This is a genomic window from Gluconobacter japonicus (genome assembly GCF_002723975.1).
In the GTDB taxonomy this organism is placed as follows: Bacteria; Pseudomonadota; Alphaproteobacteria; order Acetobacterales; family Acetobacteraceae; genus Gluconobacter; species Gluconobacter japonicus.
Genome location: NZ_BEWO01000005.1, coordinates 128,382 through 142,584, shown reverse-complemented (window position 1 = coordinate 142,584; position 14,203 = coordinate 128,382). Strand labels below are relative to the sequence as shown.

Genomic DNA, 14,203 nt, shown 5'->3' with positions numbered 1-14,203 from the left:
TCCTTACTGCGTTGCGCCGTCCCGGTTCACAGGGATGCGGAAACGGCTGGTCCAGCGACGGTTTTCCGGTTCCATAGCATTGCGGAACCGGAACCGCGAGAGTGCGGGAAAACTATTCCCGCCCAGGTTTGTCCAGATTAGCCGAAAACGCGGCTGTAGATACGATCAATCTGCTTGAGATGCTGTGCCGGATCGAAAGCGCGATCCAGAACCTCGGCACTCACACGACCTGACACTTCCGGGTCGGCCTCCAGATTTTCGCGGAACGTGCGGAAGCCCGGCTTACCCAGCTTCGTCCATGTCTCCATGGCGTTGCGCTGCACGATCCGGTAGGCGTCTTCACGGGAGATACCGGCACGGGCCAGAACCAGCAGAACTTCGCCGGAATGGACCACGCCGCCGAGGCTTTCCATGTTGGCAATCATCTGATCCGGATAGATCACCAGCTTTTCCATCATGCCAGCCAGACGGATCAGCGCGAAATCAAGCCCGATCGTTCCATCCGGGCAAATGTTTCGCTCTACGGAAGAATGGCTGATGTCCCGCTCATGCCACAGCGCCACGTTCTCGAGAGCCGGAACGACGTGCGAGCGGATCAGACGGGCAAGACCTGTCAGGTTTTCGGAAAGAACCGGATTCCGCTTGTGCGGCATCGCGGAGCTGCCCTTCTGCCCCTTGTGGAAGAACTCTTCCGCTTCCCGGACTTCCGAACGCTGAAGATGACGCACTTCAACGGCCAGACGCTCGATGCCACTCGCAATGACGCCGAGCGTGCAGAAGAACGCAGCGTGGCGGTCACGCGGGATGACCTGCGTAGAGACGCTCTCGGCAACAAGCCCGAGCTTGTCTGCAACATATTCTTCAACCGCCGGGTCGATATGCGCGTAGGTGCCGACTGCGCCGGAAATGGCACAGACGGCGATTTCCTTGCGAGCCTGCAGCAGACGCTCTTTGTTGCGGGCAAATTCAGCGTAATGACCAGCCAGTTTCAGGCCAAAGCTCGTCGGCTCGGCATGGATGGCGTGGCTGCGGCCAATCGTGACAGTCAGTTTGTGCTCATAGGCGCGTGTTTTGAGCGCTTCCAGAACACGGTCCAGATCTTCAAGCAGAAGATCGGCGGCCTGCGTCATCTGAACGGACAGGCAGGTGTCCAGCACGTCGGAAGATGTCATGCCCAAATGAACGAAGCGGCTGTCCGGGCCAACTTTTTCCGCAAGCCAGGTCAGGAACGCAATCACGTCATGGCGCGTTTCAGCCTCGATCTCGTCAATTCGGGCCAGATCAGCATCGGAGAATGCAGCCATGGCGGCATCCCCCTTCTCACGGATGGTTTTGGCTGATTCGACAGGCATGACGCCCTGTTGAGCCATGGCTTCACAGGCCAGGGCTTCGATTTCGAACCAGATCCGGTAACGGTTGGCGGGCGACCAGATCGCGGTCATCTGGGGGCGGCTGTAACGCGGAACCATGAGAACTCCGGAAGCGAGTGGGGCTTTACGAGGGCTGCTTAGACCAAATACGAAGAGATTGCACGGACCCCTTTTGGAAGAAATGACCCTTTGACGCCCGATACCCTGACCCACGCCCTGATCGCGCTCGCGCAGGTAACGCTGATTGACATTACCCTTGCCGGAGACAACGCGGTTGTCATCGGGATGGCGGTGCGTAGTCTCCAGGGGCGTCAGAGACGGCTTGCCATCCTGATCGGGACAGCTTTTGCAGCTCTCCTGCGTGTGGGATTAGCCCTTGTTGCCGCACGTCTTCTGGCGGTTATTGGCCTGACACTCGCCGGTGGTTGCCTGCTGCTGTGGGTCTGCTGGAAGATGTACCGGGAACTTCGTCACAGCGATGCCGAAGCGGAAGTGGATGCTCCGTCCCGACTGGGGCCTGCCATTCTCAAGATTATCGTGGCCGATCTTTCCATGAGCCTGGACAATGTTCTTGCGGTTGCAGGGGCTGCTGTCGGGCACCCTTGGATTCTCGTTGGCGGCCTGGCTTTTTCCGTATTGCTGATGGGAATTGCGGCGTCGTTCATTGCAGGGCTCCTTGCCCGCTATCGCTGGATCGCCTGGTGTGGTCTGCTTGTTGTGCTAGCCGTGGCGATTGAACTCATCATCCGCGGCGGAGGAGAAATCTGGCGTCATGTTGTGCTGCCGAGCTAAACGTTCCGTTCTTTTGGCTGCTGCTCTTTTTATGGGAGCTGCAGCGCCTGTTCCGAACGTAACGCCTCCTGTCCGGGACAGGCTCGCCCAGTGGCTTCAACTGGTGTCACCCGACGCAGGTAACCTCCCTGCAGAGGCCTATCAGGCATTTCTGGTGCAGACGCCGACCTGGCCGCAGCGGGCAAAAATGATGTGGCGTTACCAGACCGCCCTCGCCCATACATCCGATCCGGCAACGCTTGACCGACTTTGCCCAACATTGCCGCTGACAATGGTTTCAGCGTTCCTGACATGCTCCGACCATATGTCTGATTCCGCTGCAAAGGCGCGTAATCTCTGGATTTCTGGCGCTGGTAATGCGCAGGAGGAAGTCTCGCTTCTTGGCCTTTACGGTGCAGATTTTACGCTCGAAGACCAGTGGCATCGTTATGAGCGCCTTGAAAGCTCCGGACAAATTTCAGCTGCAAGTCGCCAGATTGATCGCCTTCCTACGGATCGGCAGGCTTTGGCAGAGGCCCGCCTCGCCGAGCGTGCAGCGTCTCCAGATGCCGACACGGCTTTCAATACTCTTTCATCTCGTGATCGGTCAGACCCTACGTTGGTCCGTTATCGTTTGAAGGCGCTGCGGCGTGGAAATCGTCTGGATGAAGCATTAACTCTCTGGACGTCGGCAGGCTACGCCCTTCAGGTTGCTGCCCCATCTCACGACTGGTCGAGCGAAAGAGCCAATCTTGCGCGAGCTTTTCTTCTGGCAGGCCGGACGCAGGACGCTTATGCGCTTGCCCAGGATACGACACTGCCTCTTACCGAAATTGATCGTCAGGAAGCCCAAAATCTTTCGGGTTTCATCGCTTTGCGACTGCTTGAAGACCCGCAAAAAGCCGAGCAGTTTTTCAGTCCTTTGCAACAGGCAACCTCGCTCGCCATGCAGGCGCGAGGTTGGTACTGGACCGGGCGAGCCCGACAAGCCCTGAAAGACGATGGTGGTGCACAGATGGCCTTCCAGCAGGCCACACGCTTTCCCACGACATTTCATGGTCAGCTCGCTCAGGCTGCACTGACTCAAGAACTGTCCTTGCTTGTCTCCGGTGCGTCGTCACCTGATTTCGATCATGCCCTCCTGCAGGATTTGCAAGCACTCCCCGCTCTGAATGCGGGGGTATTGCAGAGACAGGATCTGGTTGAGGCGGCCTCCGAACTCGCACAGTCGGGCGATCTGGAGCATGCAAAAGATTTTCTTCTTCTACTTCAGATCGCAAATCCATCACCTGAAGGGCAGAAAGCGGTCGCTGATCTGGGGGGACGTTTGAATGTTCCGGCTGCTGAAGTTTTTGCAGCACATGCCCTGTCTCGAAAAGGAGTGGCTCTTTATCCGCAAGGGTTTCCTGATCCTTGGCCTGCAGCCTCTACAATCCCTGTGGGTCTCCTTCCTGCTATTATTCGGCAGGAAAGTGGGTTCGACCCTTCTGCAATCAGCAGTGCACATGCCATTGGTTTGCTACAAATTCTTCCTGCAGCAGCGAAGGATGTTGTCCGGCGCGGGCATCTCGGCGGAATAAATGTTTCAGCTGCAGCCTTGCTCAATCCGCAGACCAATCTGACCGTCGGAAACGCATATGTGTCGCAGCTTCTGACACGGTTTGAAAATACCATTCCCTATGCACTCGCTGCCTATAATGCAGGTCCACACAGAGTGGATCTCTGGCTCAAGGCAAATCCTCCTGCTGATCCGCTGACGGAAGATGGGCTTCTGGATTGGATCGAGCGCCTGCCTTACCGGGAAACGCGGATGTATATCGAGAATATCGAGGCAAACATGATGGTTTATCGGGTGAGTGCAACCAATGTCCGAAACTGACTTTCAAACCCTTTCGGAAACCGTGCTGAAGCATCTTTCCGACCGCAAAATGCGCCTTGTCACCGTAGAAAGCTGTACAGGGGGAATGATCTGCGCGGCATTGACAGATATCCCGGGATCTTCAGCTTTTATTGAGGGCGGCTTTGTAACGTATTCCAATGCTCTTAAAACAAGCGCCGCCGGTGTTCCTGAGGATATTTTGTCTTGCTATGGGGCAGTCAGTGAGGAAACTGCGCAGGCTATGGCGGAAGGTGCATTATGGCATGCGACGGATGCTACGATCGCCATTTCGGTTACAGGCATTGCGGGGCCTGATGGCGGAACGCTTACCAAGCCTGTTGGAACGGTTTGTTTCGGGTTGTCCATCTTTCAGGGGGCAAGTCTTACAGAACGCCATGTTTTCCCAGGTAACCGCTCAGATATACGGCGAGCGACAGTGAGACATGCTCTGGATATGATCCTGAAAGTCTGAAATAAAAAAATCCCCGCTGCCGAGCGGGGATTTTTTATTAGCCAAACGATTGGAAACTTACTGTCCGTCGTTTGGAGCAGTCGCAGGCATTGTGGAAGCTGGCGGGACTGATGGCGCAGGAGCCGTAGGGACGACAGCAGATGTCGGAACCGTTGCAACCGGTGTCGGCGGTGCCGGAGGCTGGACCTGAACCGGTGTCTGTGCCTGCTGGAGAGAACGTGCGTTCAGGGCATCAGTGGCTGAGACTTCATCGGATTTCTGGGCATGCGCACCAGACTTCTTGTGATGGTGGCCGTGATGTTCGGCCATGGCAGGAGAAGCAGCAGCAATCAGAGCCGAGAGAGCAAATGCGCCGAAGGAAAGCGTCTTCATTGCGTAATCCTTTCATGACACCATTCGGTGGTTGGGCCTGAAACGGCCCATGGCCCAAATAGTTCATAATATATTACGGTATTTCTTTCTCGGTCAGGAAAGTCCTGGCTGTTGAGCTGCGCGGCTCTGAGCTGTCTGTACCCCATAGGTATCCCGCGCTCTTTTGATGAACGCGGAGACCATCAGGCGAACACCTTCGTTGAACACTACGCCCATGGCATTTTGCAGCAGACGCGAACGAAATTCGAAGTCTACGAAGAAATCGACCAGACAGCCCCTAAGGTCTGGCGTGAACGTCCAGACATTGTTCAGATACCGGAAAGGCCCCTTTTCGTAGCGTACCCGAATACGTGAGGGACGCTCGAGCGTAACGCGGCTGGTAAACGTCTCGCGAAAAGGTCCAAAACCGATGGTCAGGTCTGCTACAAGTTCCTGCTCTGTCTGGGACTTGATGGCGGCTTTGACACACCACGGCAGGAACTGCGGATATTTCTCCACATCTGCCACCAGATCAAAAAGCTGTTCCGGTGTGTAGGCAATCAACCGTTGCTCGGCATGTGTCGGCATCAGAGACTTTCTTTCAGCCGGCTGTTCCGCGCGGCCTGGAGCTTCGCGAAATCGCTGTCCGCATGATAGGAGGATCGCGTCAGAGGGCTTGCGCTGACCTGAAGAAATCCTTTCGAACGGGCAGCCGCAGCATAGCCATCAAACTCTTCCGGCGTAACAAACTTTTCGACAGCCGCATGCTTTACGCTTGGCTGAAGGTACTGTCCCAACGTCAGAAAATCGACATCGGCGACCCTGAAATCATCCATGACCTGCCATACTTCCATCTTCTCCTCACCAAGGCCAAGCATCAGGCCAGACTTGGTGAAAATGGATGGATCGAGCCTCTTCACACCGTCCAGAAGACGCAATGACTGGTAGTATCGCGCACCTGGGCGAATTGTGGGATAGAGACGCGGTACAGTCTCGATATTGTGATTGAAAACGTCCGGCCGTGCCTCCACTACGATCTCCAAGGCACCTGGTTTCCGAAGAAAATCAGGCGTCAGGATCTCAATGGTTGTTTCCGGGGAGGCTGCACGGATTGACTGAATGACATGCGCGAAGTGACGTGCACCGCCATCCGCAAGATCATCACGATCAACCGATGTGATAACAACATGCTTCAGGCCCAGTTTCGCGACAGCTTCGGCAACCCGGCGCGGTTCATCGGTATCCAGCGCCTTGGGCAGGCCTGTGGTCACATTGCAGAACGAGCATGCCCGTGTGCAGATTTCCCCCATGATCATCATGGTCGCATGGCGCTGGGACCAGCATTCCCCGATATTCGGGCAGGCTGCTTCTTCACAGACCGTAACCAGATTCGCCTCCCGCATCAGAGCCCGTGTCTCGTGATACACGGGATGATTGGGCGCCTTTACCCGGATCCAGGATGGCTTGCGCTGAATCGGGTTGTCAGGACGATGTGCCTTCTCCGGGTGGCGGAGAGCCGACATCTCACGATGATCTATGGTGATGCGCTGGGACATGGCGTCAGATATGGAGCGGACCGTCGAAGGCCGCCAGAGTGGCTTCGTGCATCGTCTCGGAAATTGTCGGATGCGGGAACACTGTCTCGATCAGCTCTGCCTCCGTCAGTTCACCCGTGCGGGCAATGACGTAGCCCTGGATCATTTCCGTGACTTCCGCGCCAATCATGTGTGCGCCCAGAAGTTCCCCGGTCGTGGCATCAAACACGGTCTTGACCATGCCTTCCGTCTCACCCATTGCGACGGCCTTGCCGTTCGCCATGAATGGGAAGCGCCCGACACGAACCTTGTGGCCTGCAGCGATAGCCTTTTCCTCGCTCAGACCCACCGAAGCGATCTGTGGGCGGGAATAGGTGCAGCCCGGAATGTTCAGTGCATGCAGAGGCTGTGGGGAACGGCCGGCAATCTTTTCAACGCAGAGAATGCCTTCATGGCTTGCCTTGTGAGCCAGCCACGGAGCGCCCGCAACGTCACCGATGGCATAGATGCCCGGCTCTGCCGTACGACAGAAGCCGTCCGTGACAATATGAGTCCGATCGACCTGAACCTTGGTCCCTTCAAGGCCAAGATCCTCAACATTTCCAACAATGCCAACGGCGCAGATCACGCGATCCACCGTCAGGTCAACCGTGCCGGATGCGCTTTCAATGGTGGTGGAAACCTCGTTCTCACCCTTTTGAAGCGGACCAACCTTTGCGCCGGTGATGATCTTCATCCCCTGCTTCTCAAAGGCCTTGCGAGCGGCGGCGCTGATCTCGGGGTCTTCTGCAATCAGAATTCGGTCCGCAACTTCCGCAATGGTCACTTCGCTGCCCATGTTGCGATAGAAGGACGCAAATTCGATACCAATGGCACCGGAGCCAATGACCAGCAGGCGTTTCGGAAGCTCGGTCGGGGTCATGGCTTCACGCGCACCCCAGATCAGCTTGCCATCTGTCTCCAGACCCGGAAGCTGACGGCCACGTGCGCCAGTCGCCAGAATGACGTTGGGCGACTTGATGACCGCCACTTCGGCGCCATCCTTGGTGATGGAAACCTTGTGCGCTTCCCCTGCCCGGCCAGCCAGTTTTGCCCGACCGTCAAAGGTCGTGACTTTGGCTTTCTTGAGCAGATGAGCAATGCCGCCGCCCATACGGCGTGCAATACCGCGGGAGCGCGCAACAATCTTGGGGAGATCAAAAGACACATTTTCGGCCGAGAAGCCGAAGGTGCCCAGATCATGCAGGAGGTGATGAATCTCGGAAGACCGCAGGAGCGCCTTGGTTGGAATGCAGCCCCAGTTTAGGCAGACACCGCCAAAATGCGTGCTTTCCACGATGGCAACGCTCATGCCGAGCTGGCTTGCACGAAGTGCTGCGACGTAACCGCCAGGACCGCCACCAACAACGATCAGATCGAAAGTATCGGACATGGATCAGACCACCAGAGTGTAAGGGTTCTGTACGATGTCGCGCAGGGCGTTCAGCCACTGTGCGCCGAGCGCGCCATCAACGGCACGATGATCAACAGAAAGTGTCGCCGTCATGACGGTTGCAATTGCAAGTTGGTCTCCCCGCACAACAGCGCGTTTCTCGCCTGATGCAATGGCCAGGATACCAGCCTGCGGCGGATTGATGATCGCCGCGAAATCCCGAACGCCAAACATGCCCATGTTCGAAATGGAGAACGTCCCGCCCTGAAATTCTTCCGGCTTCAACTTGCCCGCACGGGCGCGTTTGGCCAGATCTTTGGCTTCCCGACTGATTTCGCGCAGGGATTTCTGATCCGCATTCCGGATAATCGGCGTGATGAGGCCTTCCGGGATGGAGACGGCCATCGAGATGTCTACATTCTCGAAATGCAGTGTCTCGGCATCGGTAAATTGAACATTGAGACCGGGCTGCTTCTTCAGTGCGAGCCCAACCGCCTTGATCATCATATCGTTGACGGAGATCTTGAAGCTGTTGTCCTCAGCCGTTGCGTTCAGTTTCGAACGAAGGGCCAGCAGAGCATCAAGTTCGATGTCCACGGATACATAGAAGTGTGGAACCTGTGTCTTTGATTCCGTCAGGCGCCGCGCAATAACCTTTCGCATTGTGGAGTTAGGAACACGCTTTACATCCCCGTCTGTAGCAACCGGGGTCGCGGGGGTCGTTTTCGGCGCGACCGGTGCAGCGTTGCCGCCCTTCTCCACATCCCGCTTCAGAATACGACCGTTCGGGCCGGTCCCGTTGAGGGATCCAAGAGCAATTCCGCGGTCTTTAGCCATACGTTTTGCCAGCGGGGAGACGAAAATGCGCTCGCTGCTCTCATCTTTCGGCGCGGCTTTGGTACTTGCTGGAGGTATACTTGCAGCAACAGGCTCAGCGGCTAGAGCAACAGCAGGAGTTTGTGCTGTAGATGCGTCAGGTACATCTTCGCCTTCCTCAACCAGAATGGCGATGGGTGTGTTGACTGCAACACCCTCTACGCCTTCCTGAACAAGAATGCGGCCGAGAATACCCTCGTCCACAGCCTCGACTTCCATCGTGGCCTTGTCGGTCTCGATCTCCGCGATCACATCGCCGGCTGAAACCTTATCGCCCTCTTTTTTGAGCCAGCGGGCCAGTTTGCCTTCGGTCATTGTCGGCGACAGGGCCGGCATCAGGATATCGGTTGCCATTGTTGGTCAGTCCCCGAACTGCTTGCGGACTGCTTCCACAACCCATTCGGGTTTCGGAAGTGCCAGTTTTTCAAGATTGGAAGCATAAGGCAGCGGCAGATCAAGGCCGCAGACGCGGGCTGGCGGTGCATCGAGCCAGTCGAACGCCTGCTCAACGGCAACCGTGCAGATTTCTGCACCGATACCTGCAACCGGCCAGCCTTCCTCAACGGAGACAATCCGGTTCGTCTTTTTGACGCTCTTGATGATGGTCTCGGTATCCAGCGGACGCAGAGTGCGCAGGTTGATGACTTCGGCCTCAATGCCTTCTTCGGCAAGTTTTGCCGCAGCATCCAAAGCCACGCCGACCATGATGGAGAACGCGACCAGCGTAACGTCCTTGCCTTCACGTTCGATCTTGGCCTTGCCAATTGGCAGGATGAAGTCTTCATCCGTCGGGCATGGGAACTTCTGTCCGTACAGGATTTCGTTTTCCAGCACGACAACCGGGTTCGGGTCGCGGATAGCCGCGCGCAACAGGCCCTTCGCATCAGCGGCAGACCAAGGAGCCACAACCTTCAGGCCCGGGATATGAGCATACCAGCTTGCAAAGCACTGGGAGTGCTGTGCGCCCACGCGCGCTGCGGCACCATTAGGACCGCGGAATACGATGGGGCAGCCCATCTGACCGCCGGACATATAAAGTGTCTTGGCAGCAGAATTAATAATATGATCAATGGCTTGCAGAGAAAAGTTCATGGTCATGAACTCAACGATCGGCTTCAGCCCTGTCAGTGCTGCGCCGACTGCCATTCCCGTAAAGCCATGCTCGGTGATTGGCATGTCGATGACGCGCTTTTCACCAAATTCGTCCAGAAGACCCTGACTGATTTTGTACGCACCCTGATACTGGGCAACTTCCTCACCCATCAGGAAGACGTCTTCGTCGCGGCGAAGTTCTGCGGCCATTGCATCCCGCAGCGCTTCACGAACAGTGATGTTCTTCGTTTCGCCCCAGTCCTTTTCCTCTTCCGCCTGTTTGATGGTCGGAGCCTCAACGATGGCAGGAGCAGATGGGGTTTCAATCGCAACAGGTGCGCCAGCAGCCGGATCGGCAGGACGTGTTACGGTGTCTGCCGCCGCCGCATCTTCACCGTCTTCAAGCAGAACGGCGATAGGTGTATTGACGGCAACGCTCTCGCTACCTTCGGGAACCAGAACCTTGCCGAAGACGCCGTCTTCAACAGCTTCGACTTCCATCGTGGCCTTGTCGGTCTCAATTTCAGCGATCACATCGCCCGACTTTACAGCCTCGCCCGGCTGACGGAGCCAACGCGCAATCGTACCTTCGGTCATGGTCGGCGACAGGGCCGGCATCAGAATCAGAGATGCCATGGAACTCAGGCCTCCACCAGAATATCAGTCCAGAGCTCGGATTCATCCGGCTCCGGGCAGGTCTGTGCAAATTCGACAGCGTCAGCCACAACGGCCTTCACGTCAGTTTCAATGTCTTTGAAGACGTCTTCGCCAATGCCATTCCGCAGCATTTCAGCCTTCAGATTTTCGATCGGATCGCGCGTGCGACGCATTTCCTCGACTTCAGTCCGCTGACGATACTTCGCCGGATCGGACATGGAGTGCCCGCGATAGCGATAGGTTTCCATTTCCAGCAGGAATGGTCCCTTACCTGCGCGGCAATGCTCCATAGCTTCCTGAGCGGCCTGATGCACGGCGAAAACATCCATGCCGTCAACCTTGCGGCTGGGGATGCCCCAAGGCTCGGCATTTCGGGAAAGATCTTTGGATGCTGAGGCGCGCTCGATGGACGTCCCCATGCCGTAGCGGTTGTTTTCGATCACATAGATGCAGGGCAGCTTGTGCAGGGCGGCGAGATTGAAGCTCTCGTAAACCTGCCCCTGCGCAGATGCACCTTCGCCAAAATAGACGATCGAGACTTCGTCCGTGCCACGATAATGGTTGGCAAATGCCAGCCCCGTTCCAAGTGCGACCTGAGCACCGACGATGCCGTGGCCACCGTAGAACTCCTTCTCACGGGAGAACATGTGCATGGAGCCGCCCTTGCCGCGGGAATAGCCACCGGAGCGACCTGTCAGTTCGGCCATGACGCCACGGGCTGTCATGCCGGCAACCAGCATCTGGCCATGGTCACGGTAGGACGTGATGGACTTATCGCCCTGCTTCATGTTCAGGCCAATACCGACCACAACAGCTTCCTGCCCGATATAAAGATGGCAGAAGCCCCCGATGAGCCCCATTCCGTAGAGCTGCCCAGCCTTTTCCTCAAAACGTCGGATCAGGAGCATGTCCTTGTAGGCACGCTTCATTGTCTCCGGCGAAAGGGCCGGACCGTTGCTCCGGATGGAAGCGGACGTTGTCTCGTCCATGGCGGTCTCCTGGAAATGCACAAATCTGGGGAAGCTCTTACCGATACTTGGCCTCGAAGGCCAGAGTGACCCCAGTTACATCTCCGAAAGGAGAGGCAGGGTCCGGAAGCTTAACGGAAACGCCCTGTTGAAGAGAGACGCGAAAGCGCCCCCTTCAACAGGACCGGATGTCAGGTAAAGCCAAGAAGGCGACGGGCTGCTGCTCCCGGATCATCTTCGCGAAGGAGGCTCTCTCCAACCAGTACGGCGCTGGCTCCTACCTCACCAACCTTGAGGAGGTCGTCCTGCGTCTTGATACCGCTTTCAGAGACCACCAAGCGGTCTGGGGGAACCATGGGAGCCAGATCCAGTGTCGTCTGAATGTCTGTTTTAAGCGTGCGAAGATTACGGTTGTTGATACCGATCAGCGAGGTATCAAGAGCTAACGCACGGTTCAGTTCATCTGCGTCATGCACTTCCACCAGAACGTCCATATCCAGACCACGGGCGATACCGATGAGTTCGGATGCCTGCGTTTCTGTCAGGGCCGCCATAATGAGGAGGATACAGTCCGCACCGATCAGGCGGCTTTCATGCACCTGCCATGGGTCAAGAATGAAATCCTTGCGAAGAATCGGGAGGCTGCAAGCCTCACGAACAGCGCGAATATCGTCCGTGCTGCCATGAAAGCACGACCCTTCCGTCAGAACGGACAGGCAGGTCGCGCCCGCTGCCTGATAGGCCTGAGCAATACCGACAGGATCGTATGTCGGTCGAAGAACACCTGCGGACGGGGAAGCTTTTTTGATTTCGGCAATCAGACCGACCTGTCGGTCTGCCGTCAGATGCTGGAGGGCTTGTCCGAAACCGCGTGTTGGCGTCGTAACTTCGCGCGCCCGGAGCGTAATGTCCTCGAGCGACATGATCTGGGAGCGCTGTTCCACATCCACGCGGGTACGTGCACAGATGCGAGCCAGAACGTCGCTTCTATCTGTCGTTTCGACTGAAGGGTCCTTGATGGGCGGCGTGGTCGTTTCCGGAACTTCCGGGTCAGGAAACTGCTCTACCCCTTCAGGTGCATAGGTCATCGCTGGTCGCTGATGCATGAAGGTCATGATAGTCCTGCATTTGTCTTGGTAAGGGAGGCAATGGCAATACGCGCCCGTTCCAGGGCTGTCCGTGCATGTCCATCGTCAATGGAACGAGCCGCCAATGCCATATTGTTACGAAACGCCTGTGCGTCAATCGCGCCATTATGCACAATATTGCCACGTCCAGCCACATGAATGGCGGCGGCTGCATTCAAAAGAACGGTATCACGATAAGGTCCGTGAACTCCCTCAAGGAGCGCAGTCAGAGCCTTGGCGTTCGCATTGGAATCTCCGCCGCGGATGGCAGAAATTGGAGTGAACGACATTCCCGCGATGCTCGGGTCGAATGTCATGCGGTTAATCGTGCCGTTTTCGAGGCTTACGATTTCAGCAGAGCCGGCGAGTGTCAGTTCATCGCTGCCACCTTCGTCTGTTGTGCCATGAACAGCCCAGACATGGGTGCTGCCAAGGCTGGCGAGGGTCCGGACGACTGGTTCACACCAGCGAACGTCAAAAACACCAATAAGCTGACGCTGCACCTGAGCCGGATTGCAGAGCGGTCCAAGCAGATTGAAAAGTGTTCGAAATCCTAGTGCCTTACGGACAGGAGCCGCGTGGCGCATGGCCGGATGATGGAATGGTGCTGCAAGGAACGCCAGATGGTTCTCCCGCAACTGGGCACTTTGAAAAGCCGGATCGTCGATCGGCGGAACGCCAAGCTTTTCCAGAACATCAGTCGCGCCAGATCGGGATGAAAGCGCGCGATTGCCATGTTTGGCGACCGGGATACCCAGCCCCGCCAGAACGAACGCAACGGCGGTCGACACATTGAGTGTGCCAAGTCCGTCGCCGCCCGTCCCGCAGACGTCCAGCGTATCTGCCGGAACATCTGGCAGAACTGTCATATAACGGCGGACGGCCTGAACCGCTCCTGTCAGTTCATCAGCAGCTTCACCGCGCATTTTGAGCGCTGTGAGGAAAGCCGCGAGTTGGGCAGGTTCTACCTCTCCTGCCATGATTGCCGAAAATGCGTTTTCAGCATCGTCGGTTGTCAGAATAGAACCGTCAGCAACGCGACGTAGAAGAGACGGAAAGTCAGCTTTCTCCGTCATGCCGGCTCTACGGTCTTGTGCGGAATGCCAGCGATTGTCAGGAAGTTCGCCAGTAGTTCGCGGCCTGCCGTAGAAGCAATGCTCTCTGGATGAAACTGAACGCCATGCACATCGTAGTCCCGGTGACGGACGCCCATGATAATGCCGTCCTTCGTAGACGCATTAACGATCAGTTCCGGGGGAATGCTTGCTGGCTCCAGCGTCAGGCTATGATAGCGCACGACGTTCACCGGATTAGGAAGGCCAGCGAAAACACCGGTGTCGTCATGGTCAACCGGGCTGATCTTGCCATGCATTGGAACAGGTGCCCGGACGACCTTCGCGCCGAAAACCTGCCCGATTGCCTGATGGCCGAGGCAGACACCGAAGACCGGAACCTTTCCCGCCGCCGCACGGATCAAATCACAACAGATACCTGCATCATCGGGGGCGCAGGGGCCGGGCGAAATCACAATGGCGGAGGGTTTAAGAGCGAGAGCTTCCTCGACGCTCAGGGCGTCATTGCGCCGCACATCACATTCAACACCCAATGCGCCCAGATGATGCACGATGTTGAATGTGAAGCTGTCGTAGTTGTCGATGAGCAGGATCATGGCA

14 protein-coding genes are annotated in these 14,203 nt (G+C 56.8%); 3 read left to right on the top strand and 11 right to left on the bottom strand.

Annotated elements, in window-relative coordinates; translation table 11 throughout:
* Positions 1 to 137 precede the first annotated feature (137 nt).
* Positions 138 to 1,469, bottom strand: coding sequence for an adenylosuccinate lyase (gene purB / locus GJA01_RS05105; RefSeq protein WP_062504363.1), 1,332 nt, complete (start codon positions 1,467 to 1,469; stop codon positions 138 to 140).
* A 90-nt stretch (positions 1,470 to 1,559) separates the two neighbouring features.
* On the opposite strand from purB, the gene GJA01_RS05100 reads away from it, so the two are divergent.
* The 3 genes from GJA01_RS05100 to GJA01_RS05090 are packed head-to-tail and all read left to right on the top strand — an operon-like array spanning position 1,560 to position 4,492.
* A complete protein-coding gene (locus GJA01_RS05100) occupies positions 1,560 to 2,162 on the top strand; it encodes a YjbE family putative metal transport protein (protein WP_062504361.1) in 603 nt (200 codons plus the stop codon).
* Positions 2,143 to 4,020, top strand: coding sequence for a lytic transglycosylase domain-containing protein (locus GJA01_RS05095; protein WP_062504359.1), 1,878 nt, complete (start codon positions 2,143 to 2,145; stop codon positions 4,018 to 4,020). The genes GJA01_RS05100 and GJA01_RS05095 overlap by 20 nt, the downstream gene beginning before the upstream one ends.
* Entirely contained in the window at positions 4,007 to 4,492 is a 486-nt protein-coding gene (locus GJA01_RS05090) for a CinA family protein (protein WP_062504357.1), read from the top strand. Before GJA01_RS05095 ends, GJA01_RS05090 begins: the two co-directional genes overlap by 14 nt.
* 57 nt (positions 4,493 to 4,549) lie before the next feature.
* Here the strand turns inward: GJA01_RS05090 and GJA01_RS05085 are convergent, their stop codons facing one another.
* The 10 genes from GJA01_RS05085 to GJA01_RS05040 form a co-directional block, all read right to left on the bottom strand.
* Positions 4,550 to 4,864: a hypothetical protein gene (locus GJA01_RS05085; RefSeq protein ID WP_010501734.1), complete on the bottom strand. Its 315-nt coding sequence runs from the start codon at positions 4,862 to 4,864 to the stop codon at positions 4,550 to 4,552.
* A 93-nt stretch (positions 4,865 to 4,957) separates the two neighbouring features.
* The gene (locus GJA01_RS05080) at positions 4,958 to 5,431 is read right to left on the bottom strand and encodes a type II toxin-antitoxin system RatA family toxin (protein WP_062504355.1); all 474 of its coding nucleotides are present in this window, start codon (positions 5,429 to 5,431) and stop codon (positions 4,958 to 4,960) included.
* Complete coding sequence (gene lipA, locus GJA01_RS05075; RefSeq protein ID WP_010501738.1) at positions 5,431 to 6,399, bottom strand: lipoyl synthase; 969 nt, start codon at positions 6,397 to 6,399, stop codon at positions 5,431 to 5,433. The genes GJA01_RS05080 and lipA overlap by 1 nt, the downstream gene beginning before the upstream one ends.
* A 4-nt stretch (positions 6,400 to 6,403) precedes the next feature.
* Positions 6,404 to 7,810, bottom strand: a complete 1,407-nt coding sequence (gene lpdA, locus GJA01_RS05070) for a dihydrolipoyl dehydrogenase (protein WP_062015159.1) — start codon at positions 7,808 to 7,810, stop codon at positions 6,404 to 6,406.
* Positions 7,811 to 7,813: 3 nt separating this feature from the next.
* Positions 7,814 to 9,040, bottom strand: coding sequence for a pyruvate dehydrogenase complex dihydrolipoamide acetyltransferase (locus tag GJA01_RS05065; protein WP_062504354.1), 1,227 nt, complete (start codon positions 9,038 to 9,040; stop codon positions 7,814 to 7,816).
* A 6-nt stretch (positions 9,041 to 9,046) separates the two neighbouring features.
* Positions 9,047 to 10,414: a pyruvate dehydrogenase complex E1 component subunit beta gene (locus tag GJA01_RS05060; protein ID WP_062504352.1), complete on the bottom strand. Its 1,368-nt coding sequence runs from the start codon at positions 10,412 to 10,414 to the stop codon at positions 9,047 to 9,049.
* A 5-nt stretch (positions 10,415 to 10,419) separates the two neighbouring features.
* Positions 10,420 to 11,424, bottom strand: coding sequence for a pyruvate dehydrogenase (acetyl-transferring) E1 component subunit alpha (gene pdhA, locus GJA01_RS05055; RefSeq protein ID WP_062504350.1), 1,005 nt, complete (start codon positions 11,422 to 11,424; stop codon positions 10,420 to 10,422).
* Positions 11,425 to 11,594: 170 nt separating this feature from the next.
* Positions 11,595 to 12,518 (bottom strand): indole-3-glycerol phosphate synthase TrpC, encoded by a 924-nt coding sequence (trpC, locus tag GJA01_RS05050; RefSeq protein WP_062504348.1) that lies wholly within the window; start codon positions 12,516 to 12,518, stop codon positions 11,595 to 11,597.
* Complete coding sequence (gene trpD, locus GJA01_RS05045) at positions 12,515 to 13,606, bottom strand: anthranilate phosphoribosyltransferase (protein ID WP_062504346.1); 1,092 nt, start codon at positions 13,604 to 13,606, stop codon at positions 12,515 to 12,517. The genes trpC and trpD overlap by 4 nt, the downstream gene beginning before the upstream one ends.
* The gene (locus GJA01_RS05040; protein WP_061932954.1) at positions 13,603 to 14,199 is read right to left on the bottom strand and encodes an anthranilate synthase component II; all 597 of its coding nucleotides are present in this window, start codon (positions 14,197 to 14,199) and stop codon (positions 13,603 to 13,605) included. The genes trpD and GJA01_RS05040 overlap by 4 nt, the downstream gene beginning before the upstream one ends.
* Positions 14,200 to 14,203 lie beyond the last annotated feature (4 nt).